The organism is Salinicola halimionae, assembly GCF_003206065.1.
Lineage (GTDB): Bacteria > Pseudomonadota > Gammaproteobacteria > Pseudomonadales > Halomonadaceae > Salinicola > Salinicola halimionae.
The window spans coordinates 52,949-74,966 of sequence record NZ_PZJQ01000003.1 but is presented as its reverse complement, the minus strand read 5'-3'; the positions used below and the strand labels follow the sequence as shown (position 1 = coordinate 74,966).

The window sequence follows — 22,018 nt, the reverse complement described above, 5'->3', positions numbered from 1 at the left end:
TTTCGCGTCGATTACGGTCAGATGCCTAAACCAGCGCCAACCATTTCAGCAGGAATAGCCCCAGGCTCAAGGTGAACATCGAGGCGAAAGTGGTGATGACGATGATATTGGCCGCTAGTTTATCGTTACTCTTGAACGCCTTGGCCATGACGAAGCTGGCGGCGGCTCCGGGGCAGCCCAGGTAGAGGAAGAGAATTCCCAGCGCCGGACCGTGAATGCCCACGGCAAGTGCGCCGAGAACCCCAAAAAGCGGCACCCACACCAGCTTCCACAGGCTGGCGTCCAGGGCGATGGCGCTGCTGCGTTTGAACGCGCTGATCGAGAGCGTGCCACCGATGCAGATTAGCCCCAGCGGCAGCGACATGCCGGCGAGATAGCCGCCTGAGGTCATGATCCATCCGGGCAGCTCGAAGCCCGATAGCGCCACCGGAATCGCGAATACAACGCTCAGGATAAGCGGATTCTTGGCCAGATTTTTGACCAGACTGCGGAAGTCGGTAGCCACGTCATCGCTGTAGAGCGACAGGATGAACACCGAGAAGACGTTGTAGATGACGATAACCGCGCCGGCCAGTACACCGCCGACGGACAGGCCGTAATCACCGTACTGGCCGGCCGCCAGGGCTAGACCGACGATGCCGTTGTTCGCGCGGAAGGCGCCTTGGGTGAAGATGCCTCGCTCGACCCGAGGGTGTCGCCAGACCGACCAGGCCCAGGCCAGCAGGAAACTGATTACGGTGTAGGCGATGAAGTAACCGATCAGCTCCGGCTGCAGTGCGCGACTCAGGTCTGCCTTGATGATGCTCAGGAACAGTAGCGCCGGCATGGTGACCTTGAATACCAGCATCGACGCCGTCGTGATGAAATGCGAATCGATCCAGCCGATCCGCTTGAGTCCCAGACCCAGAAACACCATCAGAAACACCGGTAGCGTGATTTCCAGGGTATGGGTGAACGCCGCCAGCAGACCCATGGATCAGTCTCCGCCGCGTACTAACCAGAAGCCGACGACCAGCGCCGCGATCAGCAGCGCCCAGAATAATCGGTTACGAAGGCGGGTATCACGATGGGTTCCTTTGCGAGACACAGTACAATCCTTGATTGGAGTCGGTACGAACGTCGCTACACAAGCAGTGGCGTTCGACGGAAGTCGTTAAAATTTACAATCGTCAGTTGTGACAGTCGATCGTTCATCGGCGACTGTTTTATCGCCGATAGTCTAAGGGAATTCGGATGTCGATGCTGCGTTACCCATTGGTCTTTGCCCATGCCAACGGTTTCACCGGCGCCAGTTATCGGACGCTATTGCAGCCGTTGGCACCACATTTCGAACTGCATCCGCTGGACCGCCTGGCGCATGACCCTGCGTTTCCGGTCGGGCGCAACTGGCTGGCACTGCGTGAGGAGTATCTATCGGCCATCGAACCGTTATCGACGCCGATCGTTGCCGTGGGCCACTCCATGGGTGGTGTGCTGTCGATCATGGCCGCCGCCAAAGCGCCGCAACATTTCCGCGCCGTGATAGCGCTGGATCCCCCTTTGCTGCTCGGGCGAGACGCCTGGATGCTCAAATTCGCCAAGCTGGCGGGCTTCGTCGACCGCGTGACGCCCGCCGGCAAGGCGTTGCGTCGCCGCGAGACCTGGCCCAGCCGAGAAGTCATGGCCGCCTCGCTGCGTCATCGTTCGCTGTTTCAGCGCTTCACCGAGACCGCGCTGGACGATTATGTCACCGGGGCGACGACCATCGTCGACGATAGCGGCGCGGCCAGGCTCGTCTTCGCGCCCCGGACGGAAGCTGCGGTGTTTCGCCACCTGCCGGATCATCTCACCGCGGTGCTGCGCAAACTCGAGGTGCCGCTGACGGTCATCGCCGGAGAAGACTCCGATCTGCTGACGCCCGCACGCCGACGCACGCTCACACGCCTGGGCGTGCGACTGCGCTATGTACCGGGTGGCCACATGTTCCCGTTCGAGCATCCTCAGGCTACCCGCCAGGCGATTCTGGCCGCGGCCGAGGACATGCTCGAGGCGTCGACATGAGCCCGCAAACGCTCGTCCTGGGAGCAAACCGTCTGGCTGCGTTGAGCTGGGGCGAGACGAGCGCGCCTACTTGGGTCGCTCTGCATGGCTGGTTGGACAACGCGGCGACGTTTTCGCGGCTGGCGCCCGCGTTGGTCACAACGCTGGGCATTCGTCTGGTGGCACTGGACCTGCCGGGGCACGGCCACTCACCCCATCGGGGGGCGGGCGCCGATTATCCGCTGTGGGGCTATGTACCCGATGTTCTCGATGCGCTGGACGTACTGGATCTGCGCTCGACGACGCTCGTCGGCCACTCGATGGGCGCGGGCGTTGCCAGCTTGATCGCCGCCGCCGCACCGGAACGCGTCGATCGGCTGGTGTTGATCGACGGGTTGGCCTCGACCACCAGCGAGCCTGACGAGACGGCGACGCAACTGCAGGCCGCGCTGCACGCGCGTCGGCGGCCACGTAGTGCCGGCAAAGGTTATGCGACCCTTGACAATGCCGTCGCGGCGCGGGTGCGCGGTGGTGTTACTCGAATAGATGGGGATACCGCGCAACCGATCGTCGAGCGCAATCTGGTCAACCGCGAGGATGGACGCTACCACTGGCGCACCGATCGTCGGCTGGTCCAGCCGTCGCTGTTGCGTTGGACCGCGGCGCAGATGCTGGCAACGGTCGCTGGCATTCGTGCCCCGGTGCTGCTATTGCAGGCGACCGGCGGCGTATTGACCGAGCGTCCCTACCTCGGAGAGGCGTGTCGTCGAATCGACGGGCTCGAGCGGCGAATCGTCTCCGGCGGCCATCATTTGCATCTGGAGCGCGTGAGAGTAGCGCAAGTGGCTTCCGAAATCGTACGCTGGCATCAATCGATCATCGGGGAGCCCGTATCATGAAACCTCGAGTGTCATTGGTCCTGGGAAGTGGCGGTGCGCGGGGCTACGCCCATATCGGCGTGATCGAGGAGCTCGAGGCTCGCGGCTACGACATCGTCTCGATTTCCGGCTGTTCGATGGGTGCCTTGATCGGTGGCGTATACGCTGCCGGTAAACTCGACGGATATCGCGACTGGGTCTGTCAGCTGGATTATTTCGACATTCTGAGACTGGTCGATATCACCTGGAGTGCCATGGGCGCCATGCGTGCAGGCAAGGTAATGACCAAGCTCGAATCGCTGGTCGGGGATATCCGCATTGAGGATCTGCCGATGCCGTTCACCGCCGTGGCGACCGATCTGAACCGTCAGCGCGAGGTATGGTTCCAGAGCGGGCCGCTGCTACGGGCAATCCGTGCCTCGATTGCGGTGCCCGGCATCATTACTCCGGTTCAGGAAAACGGCCATGTGCTGGTCGATGGGGGGTTGCTGAATCCGCTTCCCATCATTCCTACCGTATCCGTCGACGCGGACATCGTGCTGGCGGTCAACGCGACTGCGCAGACGTCGAGGCCGGTCACGTTGGAAGAGCTGTTGCCTGCCGATCAGGCTGCGGAAGAGCAGGCGCGGGAGATCAAGCGACAAGCCGAAGGCAAGAGCTTCAGCGGTTGGCTGAGGAATGTGCGAACGCGAGTGCAAGGCATGGTTTCGTCGTTCGGCGATGAAGAGGTCGCGTCGGAGAACATCAGTTGGTCCAGCCAGACCGAACGCGCCTGGAGCAAGCTCGACATGATGCTGGCGTCGTTCGATATCACTCAGGCTGCGCTGGCCAAGTACAAGATCGCCGGTTATCCGCCGGATATTCTGATCGAAGTCCCCAAGAGTGTCTGCGGCGCCTACGAGTTTCATCGGGCGGAGGCGCTGATCGAGCTGGGGCGCTATCTCACCGCCCAGGCTCTTGATAGGCATGAACATCGACGAGACCGGACGACCGTTACCGCCGAGCCGGTCGACGGCCACAAACACCCGTCCAGCAGTGCCGATCCGCAGGGGCGGCTGCCGTTGCCGCTATCGTCGCCCAAGCGGCATGGCTGATGGCGAATGGCGGATCATAGCGAGTAGAACTTGCCCTAGTCACGGCGCATGGTCGCCGCGGGTGCGCAGCAGTACGTAGAGCGCGCCGGTGCCGCCGTCGATTTCGCTCGCCGAGCAGAATGCCAGCACCCGCGACCAGTTCTTGAGCCAGGTATTGACGTGGCTCTTGATTACCGGGTAGTCCGCGCCGCTGCCGCGATAACCGCGGGCCTTGCCGTGAACCACCAGCACGCAGCGAACGCGGTTGGCGATGGCGTCATCGACGAAGGTTTCGAGCTCGACACGGGCTTCGTCGAGCGTGTAGCCGTGAAGGTCGAGCCCGCCTTCCCAGGGTATGTGACCCTTCTTGAGCTGAGTGAAGGTACGCCTGGGTAAATCCGGAATCGAGAATTCGAGGCGCTGATGCGGCGTTACCGCTTCGACGCCACCGTCCGACAGCGCCGATTGCATCTGAGCCGATGCCTGTTCCGCCGCCTCGCGGCGTGCGCTGACATTGAGTGCATTGCGCCGAGGGCGACCGGTCTGGGCACGGTTTATCCTGAGCCGCTTGACGCCGGCCGCCTCCAGCGCCTCGCGGAAGGCATTATCGGGCTCATCGCTAGGGTCGGGATTCGCGGGGCGATCGTCGTCATCGCCGGAGGAGTGGGTCATGGCCATGGTGCCTCTGCTGATCGCGGTCTCGATGGCTTGAATCATTCGGCGGGCGGAAGGGTAACCGATTCCGTGCGCCGTGGCATGGCCGACTGTGAACGCGCGAGCCTTGCGCGTACAATCGTCGTCCGTTTTTCAGACAGATGCGAGCCCTGACCATGTCCTCTAAGCAGTCGACCCTGACGCTAGCCGATGACGCCATCGCCGGAGACCTGTTCAGCGTACGCGACTGTCTACGCTGGGCCACTACCGAATTCCATGCCCATCGGCTGCATTTCGGCCACGGCACCGACAGCGCCTGGGATGAGTCGGTGGCATTGGTACTGGGCGCGCTGCATCTGCCATGGGACGTCGATCCGGCGGTGCTCGATGCGCGGCTGCTGGGTCTCGAGCGGCGGCGTATCGTTTCGCTGGTACGCAGTCGGATCGAAACCCGTCGGCCACTACCTTATCTGCTGGGCGAGTCGTTCTTTGCCGGATTCCCGTTCGAGGTCGACGAACGCGTGCTGATTCCGCGTTCGCCGACCGCCGAGCTGATCGAGCAGGGCTTCTCGGCCTGGTTCGACGAGCTGCCCCCGAACCGCGTACTGGATCTGTGCACCGGTTCCGGCTGTATCGGCATCGCTACGGCGCTGTATCTACCAACCTGCGAAGTGGATCTGGTCGATATCAGCGTGGAGGCGCTCGAGGTCGCCAAGGCCAATATCGTGCGGCATGATGTCGGACGCCGAGTGCGCGCGGTGGCATCCGACCTGTTCGAGGGCGTAGCGGGGCAGCACTACGATTTGATCGTCAGCAATCCCCCCTATGTGGATGCCCGCGATCTGGCGACGATGCCGGCAGAGTATCGCCACGAACCCGATCTGGCGCTGGGCGCCGGCCGTGATGGACTCGACATCGTTCGGCGCATTCTGCGTGAAGCCCGGACCTATCTGAACGACGGCGGCATGCTGATCGTCGAGGTGGGCAACTCCATGCGGCATCTGGAAGCGGCCTTCCCCGAAGTGCCGTTTCTGTGGCTGGAGTTCGAGCGAGGCGGCGAAGGGGTATTCGCGCTGAGTGCCGAGGATCTCGACACCCACGCCGAATCCTTCGTCGCAACACGTCCGGCTTGAATCCAAATTCCCCGTCTCTTTTCTGAGGATCGCGCATGTCCGGCAACACCTTCGGCAAACTGTTCACCGTCACCACTTTCGGTGAAAGTCATGGTCCTGCGCTGGGCGCCATCGTCGACGGCTGCCCGCCGGGGCTCGAACTCAGCGAGGCAGACCTGCAGCGCGATCTGGACCGCCGCCGACCGGGTTCCTCGCGCCATACGACCCAGCGCCGCGAACTGGATCAGGTCAAGATCCTGTCCGGTGTGTTCGAAGGCAAGACGACCGGCACGCCGATCGGGTTGATGATCGAAAATACCGATCAGCGCTCCAAGGACTACTCCAAGATCGCCGAGCAGTTCCGTCCGGCCCATGCCGATTACACCTACCACCACAAGTACGGCATTCGCGACTATCGCGGAGGCGGCCGTTCCAGTGCCCGCGAGACCGCCATGCGAGTGGCTGCGGGGGCGATCGCCAAGGCGTGGCTAGCGCAGATGGGTATTCAGGTGCGCGGCTACATGAGTCAGCTCGGCCCCATCCCGATCGAGTTCAAGAGTTGGGACGGCGTTGACGACAATCCGTTTTTCTGTCCGGATCCGGACAAGTTGTCTGAACTCGAGGCTTACATGGACCAGCTACGTCGGGATCAGGACTCGGTGGGCGCCAGAATCACGGTCATCGCCGAGGGCGTGCCGGTGGGGCTGGGAGAACCTGTTTTCGATCGCCTGGATGCCGATCTGGCTCACGGGCTGATGAGCATCAATGCGGTGAAAGGTGTCGAGATCGGCGATGGCTTCGATGTCGTTGCTCAGCGTGGTAGTGAGCACCGCGATGAAATGACTCCGGACGGGTTCCTCTCCAATCATGCCGGTGGCGTACTTGGCGGCATCTCCAGTGGCCAGCCGATCATTGCGCATCTGGCGCTCAAACCCACTTCCAGCATCACTCAACCTGGGCACTCCATCGACGTCAATGGCGACGCGGTGGAGGTCGTGACCAAAGGGCGCCACGATCCCTGTGTCGGCATCCGCGCCACGCCGATTGCCGAAGCGATGATGGCGCTGACGCTGATGGATCATCTGCTGCGCCATCGTGGCCAGAACGCCGACGTTCGCGTCGATACGCCGCGTCTCGGTCAGCGCTGATCGGGAGCCGCCGTGTGATGTAACACGATGCCTGCCGCCCGGCGGGTGTCGTGATCAGGACGTCTCGTCGTCCTGTGGGTGTTTTCGTGGTGCTCTGGTCTGCCTTTCGGCCTGATTCTGCGTGTCTTCTTCTTGCTTTTGCTCGTCTTTCGCTCGGTGCTCTTTCTCCTCTTTCTCTTAGTCCTCTGCCTGCCGCGATTTGACCTTGCGTTGCCGCAGCTGCTGACGGTAGCCGTAGGTGGCGCTGCGTATCGTTTCGTCGCTTTCCAGGCTTGACCCCAGCGCGCCGGCCACAGTAGCGACCGAGGTGGCAAGCCAAGCCAGCGCCGGGAAGGTAAGCCAACTGATTGACTGGCCGACCGTCGATTCCAGCAAACTGGCCGGCACGAATAGCACGACGGCGATCAGGAAAAGCACGAACAGGATCGCGTAGTAGCACGCTACGCCTGCGACCAGGGTCAGCACCGTGGTCAGGTTGTAGAAACGTGTCAGCCGATCGTTGCTGGTGTAGCGTTGTGGCTCCCATAGTCCGTGATCGAGAATCAGCCAGATCACCATGGCGATGATCGAGGCGATCATCAGGACGAAGAATCGATAAAGGTCATAGGCGGCGCTGAGTTTCCACAGGGTCGGAAAAATCAGCCCGTAGGCCCCGGTGGCAAACGCCACCGCCACGATTCGTCGGAAGGCGGGCAGGATCGTCCATGGGCGGTTGGCTCTGACCATACCGCCCAGCAACTTGGCGTAGCCTAGCCACTTGGTTGCGCTGACGAAGCGAACATCGACATCCTTCTCGTGCTCGTCGTCCGGTGTCACCCGCCTTATCGGCACCAGGCGTTCGGAGAGACGCGAGCCCATCAGCTCGCGAGAACTTCGATTACGGATGCCGCTCCGCTCGCGAGCCTGCTGGCTTTTTTCCATGTGCTCTTGCTGGCGTTCTCGATGATGGCCGTCGCTGCCGTGATGCATCTCGTTGACCAGGTGCAGGATGGCTTCACGCAGGCGCCGTTTGAGCGGCGAAATACCCAGCGCGGGCTGGGAAATAATCGCGACGCCCAGGTTCTCACTGGCCTCCGCCAGCGTCATTCGATCGTCACGGAATAGTGGCAGGTCCGTGATGCAGACTGCGTAATCCCAGCCGTTGTCGCGTTTGATACGCTCGACCTGTTCGATGACGTTGGTCGTCGAGTCATCGGCGCCGATCAGCGGATCAGTGAGGCAGTCGACGTGCCAGTGGTGGCGATCGTCGATATGGCACCCGAGTAGCTCAGGCAGCTGGTCGGCGATTCGATTGACGATCCGTTCCGGTAGTTCCGGCGCCGATACCAGGCCCAGCCGCAGCGATTCGATGGCTTTCCCGTCCTGCGAATCCGAGTATCGGGACGTACCCTGATCGTCCTGCGTCATGGATGGCAGCTCCTGTGTATGTTGGCTTGCTCGGATTGGTGATGGCCTGAAAGTCGAGTTGGCATCTCGAAGAAACGCATTCAAGCATAGTCGCTTGGCGACCGTCTGGCGGCTCGCGCACTTTCCAGTTCCGCAATCATCGCCCGTCCGGCATTGGAGAGCGTACGACCCTTGTGCACCAGATAGCCCAGCCGGCGCTCGATCGGCGGATGCGCGACGGGTAACACTTCGATCTCCTCGTCGATCATGCTTTCCGGTAGTACGCTCCAACCCAGCCCGATACCCGCCATCATTTTCAGCGTCTCCAGGTAGTTGGTAGAAAGCGCGACATCGATGACCAGTCCTTCTCGATTGAACGATCCCACCACGATATCGCGCGTGAAGGTCAGCGGGCCCGGTAGCACGGCCGGGTAGTTCACCAGTTTCGATAGTGGCAACTCGCCTTGAGTCGTCAACGGATGCCCGGGGGCTGCCACGAAGCGCAACTGATCGATCCATACCGGCACCGATTCCACCTGGGGATTGGGGCGGGGCGACAGCGTCACCACGGCCAGTTCGATCTCCCCGGCGATGACGCCATGATAGGCCTGCTCGGAATCGAGAAAGCGCAGATCTAGATCCACGTTAGGGTAGCGTTGGGTAAAGGCCTTGAGTACCGGTGGCAGTCGATGCAGGCCGACGTGGTGGCTGGTCGCGAGCGTCAGACTGCCTTCGATGCTGCCGCTCAGGTTGCTCAAGGTGCGACGGCTGTCTTCGACCAGCTGCAATATCTGACGCGCCCGAGGTAACAGCAGCCGGCCAGCCTCGGTCAGGCTGACGCGACGATTGATGCGGTCGAACAGTTTGGCGCCGGTCTGATATTCGAGTGTGGCGATTCGCTTGCTGATCGCCGGCTGGGTCAGATGCAGCTGCTCGCCGGCCAGCGAGAACGATGCGGTATCGGCGACCGCGATGAAAGCTTGCAGGCTTTGAGTGTCCAAGGGTTGATTCCTGTCTGATGAATTCGTCAATTCTGTTATGGAATCGAAAGCATAATCAAGATGAATTGATTTTATGCACGCCGGCACCGTATCTTGATCGTCCAATCATTCGCGGCGTCGTTGTCCGACGCTACGATTCGCACGCGTTACGTCACTGAAGCTGCCCGAGACAGCGTGACGGAGGAGATGACACACATGGCAAGCCAGACGCTCTATGACAAGCTGTGGGCGCAGCATTTGGTGACTCAGCGCGACGACGGTTCGGCGCTGATCTATATCGATCGCCACCTGCTGCATGAAGTCACTTCACCGCAGGCATTCGAGGGGCTGCGTCTCGCCGGCCGAAAGCCGTGGCGTCGCGATGCCAATCTGGCCACGCCGGATCACAACGTGCCGACCACGCTCAAGGAGCGCAGTGCCGGGAACGCGGGGATTCTCGATGACGTTTCGCGCATTCAGGTCGAAACGCTGGATGCCAACTGCGAGAGCTTCGAGATCGAGGAATTCCGGATCAACGACGAACGTCAGGGGATTGTCCACGTGGTCGGACCCGAGCAGGGCGCCACGCTGCCGGGCATGACCGTGGTCTGCGGCGACTCCCATACCGCCACCCACGGCGCGTTTGCGGCGTTGTCTCACGGTATCGGGACATCCGAGGTCGAGCACGTGCTCGCCACGCAGTGTCTGATTGCCCAGAAGATGAAAAACCTGCAGGTGCGTGTCGAGGGCAAGCTGGGACTCGGTGTCACCGCCAAGGATATCGTGCTGGCAATCATTGGCCGTATCGGCACCGCTGGCGGCACCGGCTACGCGATCGAATTCGCCGGCAGCGCGATCCGCGATCTTTCCATGGAAGGCCGCATGACGATCTGCAACATGGCGATCGAAGCCGGCGCCCGGGTGGGACTGGTAGCAGTGGACGATCATACGATCGACTACCTGAAGGGGCGTCCCTTCGCGCCCACCGCGGATCAGTGGCCGGCGGCGGTCGAGGCATGGCGTGATCTGGTTTCCGATGATGACGCGCATTTCGACAAGATCGTCGAACTCGACGCCGCCGAAATAGAGCCGCAGGTGACCTGGGGCACCAGCCCGGAAATGGTCGCCAACGTCTCGGCGAGAGTGCCCGATCCGACCGATGCCAATGATGAGACCGTTACTCAGGGCATGAACCGCGCGCTCGAATACATGGGGCTGAGCGCCGGCCAGAAGATCACCGACATCCAGCTCGACAAGGTGTTCATCGGTTCCTGCACCAATTCCCGTATCGAGGACTTGCGCGAAGCCGCCAAGGTGGCCAAGGGGCGCAAGGTCGCCACTAACATCCAACTGGCGATGGTGGTGCCGGGCTCCGGTCTGGTTAAGCGGCTGGCCGAAGCCGAAGGGCTCGACAGAATCTTCGTCGAAGCCGGCTTCGAATGGCGTGAGCCGGGCTGCTCCATGTGTCTGGCCATGAACGCCGACAAACTGGGTGCCGGCGAACGCTGTGCCTCGACCTCGAATCGAAATTTCGAGGGGCGGCAGGGCTACGGCGGTCGCACCCATCTGGTGAGTCCGGCGATGGCGGCCGCCGCGGCCGTCGAGGGCCACTTCGTGGACGTCCGGGATTATGATTATGATCCTGGAAACAACATGGGTCGCGCAGATGCTGGGGAGATGAGCGCATGAAAAAGTTCGAACGCTTGCAGGGACTGGTCGCGCCGATGGATCGCGCCAACGTCGACACCGATCTGATCATTCCCAAGCAGTTTCTGAAGTCGATCAAGCGTACCGGCTTCGGGCCCAACCTTTTCGATGAGCTGCGTTATCTCGATGAGGGTTATCCGGGCCAGGATGCTACCAGCCGCCCGCTCAATCCCGATTTCGTGCTCAATCAGCCCCGCTATCGTGGTGCCCAGGTACTGCTGGCGCGTCGCAACTTCGGTTGTGGTAGCTCGCGAGAACATGCGCCCTGGGCGTTGGATGACTTCGGCTTTTGCGTGGTGATCGCGCCTAGCTTCGCCGATATCTTCTACAACAACTCGTTCAAGAACGGGATCCTGCTGATCACGTTGGACGAGGCGACGGTCGAGCGTCTGTTTCAGGCGACCGAGGCAACGGAGGGCTATCGCCTCGATATCGATCTGGAAGGTCAGCGAGTCATCACGCCGAGCGGTGAGGCGTTTCCGTTTGAAGTCGATGCGTTTCGCAAGCACTGCCTTCTGGAAGGGCTCGACGATATCGGTTTGACCCTCGAACAGTCGGGAGCGATTCGTGATTTCGAGAGCCGCCATCGCCCCTCGAATCCATGGCTGTTCCGCGATGCCTGATTCCAGTGGATGCACTAATGGCAGCGGGGCGGATCACGGCGCTGCCAACCATAGCGCCGTCGTCGAACGTCAGTTCGGCGGCCAGGCGGCAGCGTATCTGGCGAGCCAGGTCCATGCTCAGGGCGAGGAATTTGCTCAACTGAGACAGCGCGTTGGTGGGATCGATGCCGCTCGCGTGCTGGATCTGGGTTGCGGCGCCGGCCATGTCAGCTTCCAGATCGCTGACCTGGCGGCGGAAGTCGTGGCCTACGATCTGTCGCCACGAATGCTCGACGTTGTCGGCGAGTCGGCCAGGGATCGCGGCTTTGGCAATATCCGCACGGTTCAGGGTGTCGCCGAGTCGCTGCCGTTTGCCGACAGCACTTTCGATGCGGTGTTTAGCCGTTTTTCCGCCCATCACTGGCGTGACGTCGGGCTGGCGCTGCGCGAGGTGAGGCGCGTGCTGAAGCCTGGCGGCGTCGCGGCTTTCATCGATGTCGCGGCATCCGAGCAACCGCTCTTCGACAGCTTTCTGCAAACCGTCGAAATGCTGCGTGATACCAGCCATGTGCGCGACTACGCGCCGAGCGAGTGGGCGCAGATGGTTGGCGAAGCGGGGTTGGTGATGACGGCCAACTCGCGTCAACGCCTGCGTCTGGATTTCGAGACCTGGATTGCGCGGATGCGCACGCCGGACGTGATGCGCGATGCGATTCGTCAATTGCAGCATGATGTCGGTCAGGAGGTGCGCGCTGCGTTCGACATCAGCGATGACGGCTCCTTTACCACGGACATGCTGGTGCTGTGGGCGACCAAAGAACACGTTTAAGGAAAATGCATGAGCAAGAAGATTCTGGTGTTGCCTGGTGACGGTATCGGCCCGGAAATCACCGCCGAAGCGGTCAAGATTCTGAACGCCTGCCGCGAGGCCGGTCTCGATGCCGAGCTGGAAGAGGGGCTGGTCGGCGGCGCCGGCTATGACGCCGAGGGCGAGCCGCTGCCCGCGTCGACACTGGCCAAGGCCAAGGCTGCCGATGCGATCCTGTTGGGCGCCGTGGGTGGCCCCAAATGGGATACGCTCGAAGATCTGAGCAAGCGTCCGGAAAAGGGACTGCTGGGTCTGCGCAAGAACCTCAACCTGTTCGGCAACCTGCGCCCGGCGCTGCTCTATCCGCAGCTTGCCGAGGCTTCTACCTTGAAGCCGGAAGTGGTCTCCGGGCTCGACATCATGATCGTGCGTGAGCTGACTGGCGGTATCTATTTCGGCCAGCCGCGAGGCATCGAAGAGCGCAATGGCGAGCGGGTCGGCTTCAATACCTATGTCTATTCCGAGTCCGAGATCGAGCGCATCGGCCGGGTGGCGTTCGAGATGGCGCAGAAGCGGGGCAAGAAACTCTGTTCGGTGGACAAGGCCAACGTGCTCGAGGTCACGATTCTATGGCGCGAGGTGATGAATCGGTTGGCGCCGGAATACCCGGACGTCGAGCTGTCGCACATGTACGTCGACAACGCTGCCATGCAGCTGGTGCGCGCGCCCAAGCAGTTCGATGTGGTCGTCACCGGCAACATGTTCGGTGACATCCTGTCGGACGCCGCTGCCATGCTCACCGGCTCGATCGGCATGCTACCGTCGGCTTCGCTGAACGAGAAGCAGCAGGGCATGTACGAGCCGTGCCACGGCAGCGCGCCGGACATTGCCGGCAAGGGGTTGGCCAACCCGTTGGCGACGATCCTCTCGGTGGCGATGATGCTGCGCTACTCGCTGGGTGAACCCGCGCTTGCCGAGCGCATCGAACGTGCCGTCGGTCAGGTTCTCGATCAAGGTCTGCGCACTGCGGATATCGCCTATCCGGGAACGCGTCAGGTTTCTACCCGCGAGATGGGGGATGCCGTTCTGGCCGCTTTTGCCAGCGCCTGAGCCTGGAGGCGCAGGGCGGATATCTGAGGGCGGATATGCTAGACCAATGCGCTATAATAAGGTTTCAGGATTGACATGATGCGACGACTCGAATGAGTCGTCGTGTCGCTTCATGACCACTAAAAAGTTTCGGGGTATGAAATCTATGTTGAAAGTCGGATTCGTCGGCTGGCGCGGGATGGTGGGTTCCGTGCTGATGCAGCGCATGATGGATGACAATGATTTCACCGGGCTCGAGCCGGTGTTCTTCTCCACCTCCCAGGCCGGGCAAACCGGGCCGAACATCGGCGTCGACGTACCGGCACTGAAGGACGCCAACGACATCGAGTCGCTCAAGGCGATGGACGTCATCGTCACCTGCCAGGGCGGCGACTACACCGGCGCGGTTTATCAGCCGCTGCGTCAGGCTGGCTGGAAGGGTTACTGGATCGACGCGGCCAGCACGCTGCGCATGGCGGACGAGGCGACCATCGTGCTCGACCCCGTCAACCGTCACGTCATCGACGCGCAGTTGGTCAAAGGCGCCAAGACCTTTGTTGGAGGCAACTGCACGGTCAGCCTGATGCTGATGGGCCTGGGTGGGCTGTTCGAGGCCAACATGATCGAGTGGATGACCTCGATGACCTATCAGGCCGCTTCCGGCTCCGGCGCCAAGCACATGCGCGAACTGATCGGCCAGATGGGATCGTTGCATTCTGCGGTCGCCAAGGACCTGGCGACGCCGTCCAGCGCGATTCTAGATATCGATCGCGACGTGACCGCCAACATGCGCGGCAGCCAGTTTCCGGTCGATAACTTTGGCGCGCCGCTGGCCGGCAGCCTGTTGCCCTGGATCGACAAGGCGATGGACAACGGCCAGAGCAAGGAAGAGTGGAAAGGCGGCGTCGAGACCAACAAGATTCTCGCAACCGGTTCCAGCCCGATCCCCATCGATGGACTGTGCGTGCGGATTGGCGCGATGCGCTCGCACAGTCAGGCATTCACCATCAAGCTCAAGCAAGACGTGCCGATCGACGAGATCGAGGACCGGCTGGCCAAGCACAATGATTGGGTCCAGGTCGTTCCCAATGAGAAGGATGCGACGCTCGAGCACCTGACCCCGGCGGCGGTCAGCGGCACCTTGACCATCCCGGTGGGCCGCCTGCGCAAGCTGGCCATGGGGGGCGACTACCTGACGGCGTTCAGCGTTGGCGACCAATTACTGTGGGGTGCTGCCGAGCCGCTGAAACGGATGCTCAAGATTCTGCGCGAACGCGCCTGAACCTCACTCCGGTTTCGCCATGTCAAGCCCTGCCAGCTCAAGTTGGCAGGGCTTTTTGCGCTTAACACCGTCGTGGACGTTGGAACTGCCTGTGTGCGACATATTGTTACGCAATGTTAAAGTTTACTGAGCTCTTGCCGATGAGGGAGTCGATACTGACTCCAATGCGCTGGCGAGGGACGACATGCGGCAATGGCTCACATTTCTGGTTGGCGGACTCTGTTTGACGCTGGCTTCGTCGGCTCAGGCGCTCGGCGTTGGCGAACCGCAACAGCTTTCGCCGCTCAATCGGCCATTGCATGTCGTGCTGCCGCTGACTGATGGTCGCGGTCTCGAGACTTCGCAGATCTCGGTGGCGATCGCTGATGATGCCGCCTATCGCCAGTCCGGGCTGACCCGAAGCGCATTGACGGATACCGTGTCGGCCAAAGTCGTGCGAGAGGGCAGGATGCTCAGCGTGGTGCTCGACAGTCCTCGCCGCGTGAAAGAACCTTTCCTCGATCTGTTGTTGGTCGTCACCTGGCCGGAGGGGCAGTGGCAGCGCGAGATTTCGTTGCTGTTCGATCCGGTCGATTACGCCAGTGCGCCGCCGTTGATCGATGGCGACCGCAGTGCCTGGCAGGGTCGGGAGGCTTTGGCATCATTGGCGACGAATGCCATGGCGGCGGGCGTCCCCGTGACCGGGGATACTCATTCAGAATCCACTCGACGGGGAACGCTGGCGTGGCCCTCGCGCGTGACCGTTCGCCCCGGAGATTCGCTGTCAACGTTGGCGGCATCGCTGTTGCCGCAGCCCGGTGTGAGCCGTGAAGCGCTGATGCTAGCGCTGTTCCAGTCCAATGCCTCGGCTTTCATCGGTAGCGATCCCGATCGGCTGCGTGCCGGCGTCGGTCTGAATGTGCCATTGCTTGACGACGTCGCTGTCATATCTCGACACGAGGCTGCGGCTACCCTCGCCGAATTGTCGGGAACGCAGGATGATCGGCCGGTCATCGATATCGTGGGCCGAGAGAACGCGTTGGCGACGACTGAAGTACCGCCATCCGCGCAACTCGCGATGCTGACTCAGCGGCTATCGGACCTGACTGCAGAAACCGAGCGTCAGCGCGCGACGATCGATACTTTGCAAGCCGAACGGGACGCCTTGCAGGGCGCGCTCGCGGTTCGAGGCACCCGCGACGTCAGAAATTCTGCGGCGGCGACCATTGCCCCGGTGACGGTGGTTCCTGATCGGTTAAAGCCTGATGGGGCGACTGATGGAATGAATGCGGATACGACCAAGGCGGGCGTCGCGACGTCGGGCGCCGTTGCTGCAGCCGTGGCGGCAGCGCCGGGGCCGTCCCCGACACTGCCGTCGCCGTCATTTTGGAAGCGTCTGCTCGTTCATCTCGACTGGATCGGCGGCGCGATACTGGTGGTGTTGCTGGGGCTGTGGATCTGGCAGCGACGACGCCAACGTTCCCGCCACGTCGCTCCTTCGCCATCGAGGTCGCCAGCGACCGACACGCTTGCAAAGCAGGAATCAGCGACATCGCGACGGCCCGTCGCTAGAGATGCCGATTCCGGCTCGATCAGTCAGGCCGATATCTATATGGCTTACGGACGTCATGGCGAAGCACGGGACTGGCTTCGTCAGCGGCTGGCGCAGACGGAGGATGCGCATCTTCGTCTGGGGCTGCTGAAAGCTTTGGGCGAACTGCGAGAGATGGAGGCGCTGGAAGAGGCGTTGTCCGGGTTTGGCTACGACGCGACATCAGAACAGCGGCGTGAAGGGAGAGAACTCGCCGACCATTACCGTGCACGATACGTCGAGGAGAGCTGGCAGGAGGCGACAGCAGACGACGCCGAAAGCGAGGTCGAGGGAGAAAATATTCAGGTATTTAGCGGCGACGTGCAGGATGTCGATGCGCTATTCGAGGCCCAGGTCACTCCCCTTGAGACAAGCGCCGATCTTCTTCGATCCTCTCGACGCGACGACCTCGGCGGAGCCGAGGATCGGTATGATTCGGCATCGGCTCCATTCGATGATGAATGGCTAGTGCCGCAGGAGGCGTCGGATATTTCGCTGACGGCCACCAGTATCGACTACGAGGCGCCGACGCTGGAGTTGAACGTCCCAACGACCGACGACGTGCTACCGTCTTCTTCGACGTCATCCGACGCGGGGGGCGTGTCATCGGACGCAAAAGACGAAACGTCACGGCCAATGCCGACCATCGATTTTTCGGCGCTATCCCTTGAACCCATTAGCGCAGCAGCGGTTGCTGACGACGACAGTCGCCATGTGGTTGCCGTCAATAGCCATGCGCCCCGGGAGGACAGTCGCAACGAGACTCCTGAAGCGGCCCCGAAGCCATCCGCGGGCAAGCCTGACGGCGAACATCGGGGCGTTCCCGCCGGGTGGGATGTCGAGGAGGTGGAATTCCAGTCGTCGCATCGGGATAATGGTCGCCCCTAACGACTTTGGGCTGCACAGGTTTCGATGGCGTTTTTCACCCGGCAGGACGACAACCAGCCCTTGAGCGGCCGCTTGGCCCTTGGCGTCGAGTACGATGGCACCCATTACTGCGGTTGGCAGCGCTTGCGGCACGCAGCCTCGGTGCAGGGAGCGCTCGAGACCGCATTGAGCAAGATCGCCGCCGCGCCCGTCCGAGTGCTCTGCAGCGGGCGTACCGATAGTGGCGTTCACGCCACGCGCCAGATCGTTCACTTCGACGCGCCTGTCCTGCGGTCCCAAAAAGCATGGCTTTACGGCGCCAACGCCAAGTTGCCGCGGGACATTGCCGTGCGTTGGCTGACGCCGGTCGCCGACGATTTCCATTCCCGTTTTTCCGCGTTGGCCAGACGCTACCGCTACATCATCCTCAATCAGCCGACGCGTCCGGTCATGGAACGCCACAACGTGACCTGGTGTCGTGAGCCGCTGGATGCCGAACGCATGCATCGAGCGGCCCAGGCACTGATCGGCGAGCACGATTTCTCGAGCTACCGGGCGGCCAGCTGTCAGTCGAACGTTCCGATCCGTCATCTCCATTTCATCGACGTCCGTCGATTCGGGCCACTGGTGATGATCGACGTCCAGGCTAACGCATTTCTTCATCACATGATTCGTAACCTCGCCGGGGTATTGGTGGCGGTCGGGCGTGGCGATCAGGACGAAGAGTATCCGGCGCGTCTGTTGGCACTCAAGGATCGTAAGCGTGGCAATGTCACCGCTCCGGCCTGTGGGCTGCATTTCGTCGATGTGCGTTACGATGAGCGCTTCGATCTGCCGGAAGAGCCGGTGGGACCGAATCTACTGGCCTTCCTGGGTGACTGGACCGGCGAGCGTGGCGAGATTCCGGATACGCCGCTGATGCGTCGCCGTCGTGTATGGCCAAAATGGATCGACGATCAGGGACAAGTCGTCGATCACCACCCGCAGGCTGACCTGGAGGTCCCATCATGAACCCGGTCAGAATCAAGATATGTGGCATGACCCGCCGTGAAGACATCGCGGCGGCCGTTGCCAGTGGGGCGGATGCGCTGGGTTTCGTGATGTGGTCCGGTAGCGCGCGGGCGATCAGTGCCGACACGCTGGCTGCGCTGAGTGTCACGGTTTCGCCATTCGTGACGCGCGTGGGCCTGTTCGTCGAGCCTAGCGTGGCGGATGTCGAGATCTGTCTGCCTTATCTCGACCTGCTACAGTTTCATGGTGATGAATCGCCCGAGTTCTGCGCGCGCTTCGGCAAGCCCTGGATCAAGGCACTTCGCATGCATGACGATATCGATATCGAGGCTGCGGTCGACATTTACGCCGGCGCCGGCGCGTTGCTGCTCGATGCCTATCGCCCGGGCGTGCCCGGTGGCACGGGAGAGACGTTCGATTGGCAGCGCATCCCGAGAGATCTGAGGAAACCTGTTATTCTCGCGGGAGGCCTGACGCCGGATAACGTCGCCGACGCGGTGGCGAAGGTTCGGCCTTATGCGGTAGACGTCTCCGGTGGCGTCGAGGTGATACCCGCCGCGGGCGACGAGGGCAGCCGTAAAGGCATCAAGGATCCCCGGCGCATCCGTGCTTTCTGCGAACGTGTGCACGCATCCAATATCGCACTCGCGGTGTCCGCTGACGCCCACTCATCCACTGCCACATCATGAGGGTCCCTTCGTGAGCCGATTCCACGATTTGACGCAACTGCCGGACGCTCGCGGCCATTTCGGTCCTTACGGTGGCCGCTTCGTCTCCGAGACCTTGAGTTTTGCGCTCGAAGAGCTCGAGAACATTTATGCGAGTCTCAAGAACGATCCCGAATTCCAGGCCGAGTTCGACCGTGATCTGACGCACTACGTCGGTCGGCCTTCGCCGCTCTATCACGCCGAGCGCTGGTCGCGAGAAATCGGTGGTGCCCAGATCTGGCTCAAGCGCGAGGATCTGAATCATACCGGCGCGCACAAGGTGAACAACACCATTGGTCAGGCGTTACTGGCCAAGAAGTCCGGCAAGCCGCGGGTGATCGCCGAAACCGGCGCTGGCCAGCACGGCGTTGCCACGGCAACCGTCGCTGCGCGGCTGGGGCTGAAGTGCGAAATCTACATGGGCGCCGAAGACGTCGAGCGTCAGAAGCTCAACGTCTACCGCATGCATCTGCTGGGCGCCAAGGTCGTGCCGGTGGAATCCGGCTCACGCACGCTCAAGGATGCGATGAACGAAGCGCTGCGCGATTGGGTGACCAACGTCGACGACACCTTCTACATCATCGGCACCGTGGCCGGTCCGCATCCTTACCCGATGCTGGTGCGTGACTTCAGCGCCATCGTCGGGCGCGAGGCGCGGCGGCAGTCGCTCGAGCAGATCGGCCGGCTGCCGGATGCGCTGGTGGCCTGCGTGGGCGGCGGCTCCAATGCCATGGGGCTGTTCTATCCATTCGTCGAGGATGACGATGTCATCATGTACGGCGTCGAGGCCGGTGGTGAAGGCGTTGCCACCGGTCGCCACGCCGCGCCGCTGACGGCCAACGCGCCGCGAGGCGTGCTCCACGGCAATCGGACCTACCTGATGTCCGACGAGGGCGGACAGGTCGCCGACACCCAGTCGATCTCCGCCGGCCTGGATTATCCCGGCGTCGGCCCCGAGCATGCGCTGTGGAAAGACGTCGGCCGCGTGCGCTACGTGGCGGCGGACGACGACGAGGTGCTGGCGGCGTTTCGCGAACTGACGCTCGTCGAGGGCATCATGCCCGCGCTCGAATCCGCTCATGCGCTGGCCCACGCCAAGAAGCTGGCGGGGGAGATGTCCTCGGACCAGCATATCGTCGTCAACCTCTCCGGGCGCGGTGACAAGGACATCCACACCGTCGCCAAGCTCGACGGCATCGAATTTTGACTGGGGCCGACATGAATCGAACCGTATCGAACCGTATCGAGCAAAATCGTATCGACCAGCGCTTTGCCGCGCTAAAGGCCCAGGGTCGCACGGCGCTCATTCCCTACATTACCGCTGGCGACCCGGCGCCCGCGCACACGGTCGATTTCATGCACGCCTGCGTGGAAGCGGGGGCCGACGTGCTTGAGCTGGGGGTGCCGTTTTCCGATCCGATGGCTGACGGCCCGGTGATTCAGAAAGCCTGCGAGCGGGCACTGGTCCACGGTACCCGACTGCAGCACGTGCTGGAGATGGTGGCAGAATTCCGGCAGCGGGACAGTGAAACGCCGGTGGTGCTGATGGGTTATCTCAATCCTATCGAGCGGATGGGCTACGACATCTTCACGCGTCAGGCTCAGGTTTCCGGTGTCGACGGCGTTCTGGTGGTCGATATGCCACCGGAGGAAGCCGGCGACAACGCGGCACTATTCGCCGAACATGGTCTGCAGTCGATCTTCCTGTTGGCGCCGACGACATCCGAGGCGCGGGCCAAGGCGATTTGTGAGCACGGCGAAGGCTATCTGTACTACGTTTCGCTCAAGGGTGTGACCGGTGCGGCCACGCTGGATGCCGACGCCGTGGGCGCGCAGTTGAGCAAGTTGCGCCGCGTCACCGAGCTGCCGCTTTGCGTGGGCTTCGGCATTCGTGATGGCGCCACCGCGGCCGCCATTGGCCGTGTTGCCGACGGCGTGATCGTCGGTAGCGCCCTGGTCGGTCGGATCGCCGAACGTGCCGATGATCCGGCGTCGATACCGGCCGCGCTGAAGTCGATTCTCGGCGAAATGCGCGAGGCTCTCGACCACGATGTGCCGAGCTGAGCCGACGTCGCCAATTTGGTATCATTCGGCATTCTAAGTTTGCATGACAGCCGTTCTAGCGACGGCTTTCGTTATCACTTTCTATTTTGGCAAATAGGGAATCGTTCCTGACATGAGCTGGCTAGACAAGATCGTCCCGTCGATGAGCCGCACCCAGCGCAACGACCGCCGTGCCAGCGTGCCGGACGGCTTATGGCGCAAGTGCCCGAACTGTGAAGCGGTGCTCTATCTTCCTGAACTGGAAAAGCACCAGAACGTTTGCCCCAAGTGTCAGCATCATCTGCGACTGACCGCGCGCAAGCGTCTCAACTGGTTCCTCGATGCCGAAGGGCGTGAAGAGATCGCGGGCGATCTTCAGCCGAGCGACCGGCTCAAGTTTCGGGATTCCAAGAAGTACAAGGATCGGCTGACCTCGGCCCAGAAAACGACCGATGAGAACGATGCGCTGATCGTTATGCGGGGCTCGCTCGATGGCCTGCCGGTGGTGGCGGTGGCGTTCGAGTTCTCGTTCATGGGCGGCTCCATGGGCGCCGTGGTCGGTGAGAAGTTCGTGCGTGCCGCCACGCTGGCACTCGAGGAAGAGATTCCTCTGGTCTGCTTTGCGGCATCCGGCGGCGCTCGCATGCAGGAAGCCCTGTTCTCGCTGATGCAGATGGCCAAGACCTCTGCGGCGCTGGAGAAGCTCAAGCTGGCGGGCGTGCCCTACATATCCGTGCTGACCGACCCGGTCTTCGGCGGTGTCTCGGCCTCGCTGGCGATGCTGGGCGATCTGAACGTGGCCGAACCCAATGCGTTGATCGGTTTTGCCGGTCCGCGTGTCATCGAGCAGACAGTGCGTGAAACGTTGCCGGAAGGCTTTCAGCGCAGCGAATTCCTGCTGGAGCACGGCACAGTGGACATGATTGTGGCGCGGCCTGAGTTACGCGAACGGTTGGGCAGCATCCTGCGCAAGCTCACACATCAGCCCGCAATCGGTCAGGCGGCGGATGAGCCCTTGGATTTCTCGCCGCTGGCCGACGAGCCGGAAGCGTCTCAGGCACCGCGTTAAGGAATCGCTCACC

Annotated in this window: 20 protein-coding genes; 16 read left to right on the top strand and 4 right to left on the bottom strand. The window is 62.0% G+C overall.

All coding sequences use genetic code 11. The annotated features are described in order from the left end of the window. Positions 1 to 25 precede the first annotated feature (25 nt). The gene (locus tag DOM27_RS05155; RefSeq protein WP_110655010.1) at positions 26 to 973 is read right to left on the bottom strand and encodes an AEC family transporter; all 948 of its coding nucleotides are present in this window, start codon (positions 971 to 973) and stop codon (positions 26 to 28) included. 260 nt (positions 974 to 1,233) lie between these two features. Here DOM27_RS05155 and DOM27_RS05150 point away from each other — a divergent pair, with 260 nt between their 5' ends. The 3 genes from DOM27_RS05150 to DOM27_RS05140 are packed head-to-tail and all read left to right on the top strand — an operon-like array spanning position 1,234 to position 3,991. After that, positions 1,234 to 2,040, top strand: a complete 807-nt coding sequence (locus DOM27_RS05150; protein WP_110655009.1) for an alpha/beta fold hydrolase — start codon at positions 1,234 to 1,236, stop codon at positions 2,038 to 2,040. Beyond that, on the top strand, positions 2,037 to 2,918 hold the full coding sequence (locus DOM27_RS05145; RefSeq protein ID WP_110655008.1) for an alpha/beta fold hydrolase: 882 nt from the start codon (positions 2,037 to 2,039) through the stop codon (positions 2,916 to 2,918). Before DOM27_RS05150 ends, DOM27_RS05145 begins: the two co-directional genes overlap by 4 nt. Further along, positions 2,915 to 3,991 carry a patatin-like phospholipase family protein gene (locus tag DOM27_RS05140; RefSeq protein WP_110655007.1) on the top strand — a complete coding sequence of 359 codons (1,077 nt, stop codon included), beginning with the start codon at positions 2,915 to 2,917 and terminating at the stop codon, positions 3,989 to 3,991. The genes DOM27_RS05145 and DOM27_RS05140 overlap by 4 nt, the downstream gene beginning before the upstream one ends. 39 nt (positions 3,992 to 4,030) lie before the next feature. On the opposite strand, the gene DOM27_RS05135 is transcribed toward DOM27_RS05140, so the two are convergent. Beyond that, a complete protein-coding gene (locus DOM27_RS05135; protein ID WP_110655150.1) occupies positions 4,031 to 4,642 on the bottom strand; it encodes a Smr/MutS family protein in 612 nt (203 codons plus the stop codon). 158 nt (positions 4,643 to 4,800) lie between these two features. Between DOM27_RS05135 and prmB the strand changes: the two genes are divergently transcribed. Further along, complete coding sequence (gene prmB / locus DOM27_RS05130; protein ID WP_245392592.1) at positions 4,801 to 5,757, top strand: 50S ribosomal protein L3 N(5)-glutamine methyltransferase; 957 nt, start codon at positions 4,801 to 4,803, stop codon at positions 5,755 to 5,757. A 35-nt stretch (positions 5,758 to 5,792) separates the two neighbouring features. Beyond that, positions 5,793 to 6,884, top strand: coding sequence for a chorismate synthase (aroC, locus tag DOM27_RS05125; protein WP_110655005.1), 1,092 nt, complete (start codon positions 5,793 to 5,795; stop codon positions 6,882 to 6,884). A gap of 177 nt (positions 6,885 to 7,061) precedes the next feature. On the opposite strand, the gene DOM27_RS05120 is transcribed toward aroC, so the two are convergent. Further along, entirely contained in the window at positions 7,062 to 8,291 is a 1,230-nt protein-coding gene (locus DOM27_RS05120; RefSeq protein ID WP_110655004.1) for an MFS transporter, read from the bottom strand. Positions 8,292 to 8,371: 80 nt separating this feature from the next. Next, complete coding sequence (locus DOM27_RS05115; RefSeq protein ID WP_110655003.1) at positions 8,372 to 9,271, bottom strand: LysR family transcriptional regulator; 900 nt, start codon at positions 9,269 to 9,271, stop codon at positions 8,372 to 8,374. Positions 9,272 to 9,466: 195 nt separating this feature from the next. Here DOM27_RS05115 and leuC point away from each other — a divergent pair, with 195 nt between their 5' ends. The 11 genes from leuC (at position 9,467) to accD (ending at position 22,005) form a co-directional block, all read left to right on the top strand. Beyond that, a complete protein-coding gene (gene leuC / locus DOM27_RS05110) occupies positions 9,467 to 10,939 on the top strand; it encodes a 3-isopropylmalate dehydratase large subunit (RefSeq protein WP_110655002.1) in 1,473 nt (490 codons plus the stop codon). Continuing rightward, positions 10,936 to 11,580, top strand: coding sequence for a 3-isopropylmalate dehydratase small subunit (gene leuD / locus DOM27_RS05105; protein ID WP_110655001.1), 645 nt, complete (start codon positions 10,936 to 10,938; stop codon positions 11,578 to 11,580). The genes leuC and leuD overlap by 4 nt, the downstream gene beginning before the upstream one ends. Beyond that, on the top strand, positions 11,573 to 12,388 hold the full coding sequence (locus tag DOM27_RS05100) for a class I SAM-dependent methyltransferase (RefSeq protein ID WP_110655000.1): 816 nt from the start codon (positions 11,573 to 11,575) through the stop codon (positions 12,386 to 12,388). Before leuD ends, DOM27_RS05100 begins: the two co-directional genes overlap by 8 nt. A gap of 9 nt (positions 12,389 to 12,397) precedes the next feature. After that, positions 12,398 to 13,477 (top strand): 3-isopropylmalate dehydrogenase, encoded by a 1,080-nt coding sequence (leuB, locus tag DOM27_RS05095; protein ID WP_110654999.1) that lies wholly within the window; start codon positions 12,398 to 12,400, stop codon positions 13,475 to 13,477. 145 nt (positions 13,478 to 13,622) lie between these two features. Then, positions 13,623 to 14,738, top strand: a complete 1,116-nt coding sequence (gene asd / locus DOM27_RS05090) for an aspartate-semialdehyde dehydrogenase (RefSeq protein ID WP_110654998.1) — start codon at positions 13,623 to 13,625, stop codon at positions 14,736 to 14,738. 184 nt (positions 14,739 to 14,922) lie between these two features. Continuing rightward, positions 14,923 to 17,196 (top strand): type IV pilus assembly protein FimV, encoded by a 2,274-nt coding sequence (locus DOM27_RS05085; protein WP_110654997.1) that lies wholly within the window; start codon positions 14,923 to 14,925, stop codon positions 17,194 to 17,196. A 24-nt stretch (positions 17,197 to 17,220) separates the two neighbouring features. After that, entirely contained in the window at positions 17,221 to 18,186 is a 966-nt protein-coding gene (gene truA / locus DOM27_RS05080) for a tRNA pseudouridine(38-40) synthase TruA (RefSeq protein ID WP_110654996.1), read from the top strand. Further along, on the top strand, positions 18,183 to 18,875 hold the full coding sequence (locus DOM27_RS05075; protein WP_110654995.1) for a phosphoribosylanthranilate isomerase: 693 nt from the start codon (positions 18,183 to 18,185) through the stop codon (positions 18,873 to 18,875). Before truA ends, DOM27_RS05075 begins: the two co-directional genes overlap by 4 nt. A 10-nt stretch (positions 18,876 to 18,885) precedes the next feature. Then, positions 18,886 to 20,100 carry a tryptophan synthase subunit beta gene (gene trpB / locus DOM27_RS05070; protein ID WP_110654994.1) on the top strand — a complete coding sequence of 405 codons (1,215 nt, stop codon included), beginning with the start codon at positions 18,886 to 18,888 and terminating at the stop codon, positions 20,098 to 20,100. Between the two features lie 11 nt (positions 20,101 to 20,111). Further along, positions 20,112 to 20,957: a tryptophan synthase subunit alpha gene (trpA, locus tag DOM27_RS05065; protein WP_110654993.1), complete on the top strand. Its 846-nt coding sequence runs from the start codon at positions 20,112 to 20,114 to the stop codon at positions 20,955 to 20,957. A gap of 112 nt (positions 20,958 to 21,069) precedes the next feature. Beyond that, entirely contained in the window at positions 21,070 to 22,005 is a 936-nt protein-coding gene (accD, locus tag DOM27_RS05060; RefSeq protein WP_110654992.1) for an acetyl-CoA carboxylase, carboxyltransferase subunit beta, read from the top strand. The last annotated feature ends 13 nt before the right edge of the window (positions 22,006 to 22,018 follow it).

Coding starts and splice junctions, on each gene's coding strand:
- leuC (WP_110655002.1), top strand. CDS start 9,467: ATGGCAAGCCAGACGCTCTATGACAAGCTGTGGGCGCAGCATTTGGTG.
- accD (WP_110654992.1), top strand. CDS start 21,070: ATGAGCTGGCTAGACAAGATCGTCCCGTCGATGAGCCGCACCCAGCGC.
- leuD (WP_110655001.1), top strand. CDS start 10,936: ATGAAAAAGTTCGAACGCTTGCAGGGACTGGTCGCGCCGATGGATCGC.
- prmB (WP_245392592.1), top strand. CDS start 4,801: ATGTCCTCTAAGCAGTCGACCCTGACGCTAGCCGATGACGCCATCGCC.
- DOM27_RS05150 (WP_110655009.1), top strand. CDS start 1,234: ATGTCGATGCTGCGTTACCCATTGGTCTTTGCCCATGCCAACGGTTTC.
- trpA (WP_110654993.1), top strand. CDS start 20,112: ATGAATCGAACCGTATCGAACCGTATCGAGCAAAATCGTATCGACCAG.
- aroC (WP_110655005.1), top strand. CDS start 5,793: ATGTCCGGCAACACCTTCGGCAAACTGTTCACCGTCACCACTTTCGGT.
- DOM27_RS05140 (WP_110655007.1), top strand. CDS start 2,915: ATGAAACCTCGAGTGTCATTGGTCCTGGGAAGTGGCGGTGCGCGGGGC.
- DOM27_RS05155 (WP_110655010.1), bottom strand. CDS start 973: ATGGGTCTGCTGGCGGCGTTCACCCATACCCTGGAAATCACGCTACCG.
- DOM27_RS05100 (WP_110655000.1), top strand. CDS start 11,573: ATGCCTGATTCCAGTGGATGCACTAATGGCAGCGGGGCGGATCACGGC.
- leuB (WP_110654999.1), top strand. CDS start 12,398: ATGAGCAAGAAGATTCTGGTGTTGCCTGGTGACGGTATCGGCCCGGAA.
- DOM27_RS05075 (WP_110654995.1), top strand. CDS start 18,183: ATGAACCCGGTCAGAATCAAGATATGTGGCATGACCCGCCGTGAAGAC.
- DOM27_RS05145 (WP_110655008.1), top strand. CDS start 2,037: ATGAGCCCGCAAACGCTCGTCCTGGGAGCAAACCGTCTGGCTGCGTTG.
- truA (WP_110654996.1), top strand. CDS start 17,221: ATGGCGTTTTTCACCCGGCAGGACGACAACCAGCCCTTGAGCGGCCGC.
- asd (WP_110654998.1), top strand. CDS start 13,623: ATGTTGAAAGTCGGATTCGTCGGCTGGCGCGGGATGGTGGGTTCCGTG.
- DOM27_RS05135 (WP_110655150.1), bottom strand. CDS start 4,642: ATGACCCACTCCTCCGGCGATGACGACGATCGCCCCGCGAATCCCGAC.
- DOM27_RS05120 (WP_110655004.1), bottom strand. CDS start 8,291: ATGACGCAGGACGATCAGGGTACGTCCCGATACTCGGATTCGCAGGAC.
- DOM27_RS05085 (WP_110654997.1), top strand. CDS start 14,923: ATGCGGCAATGGCTCACATTTCTGGTTGGCGGACTCTGTTTGACGCTG.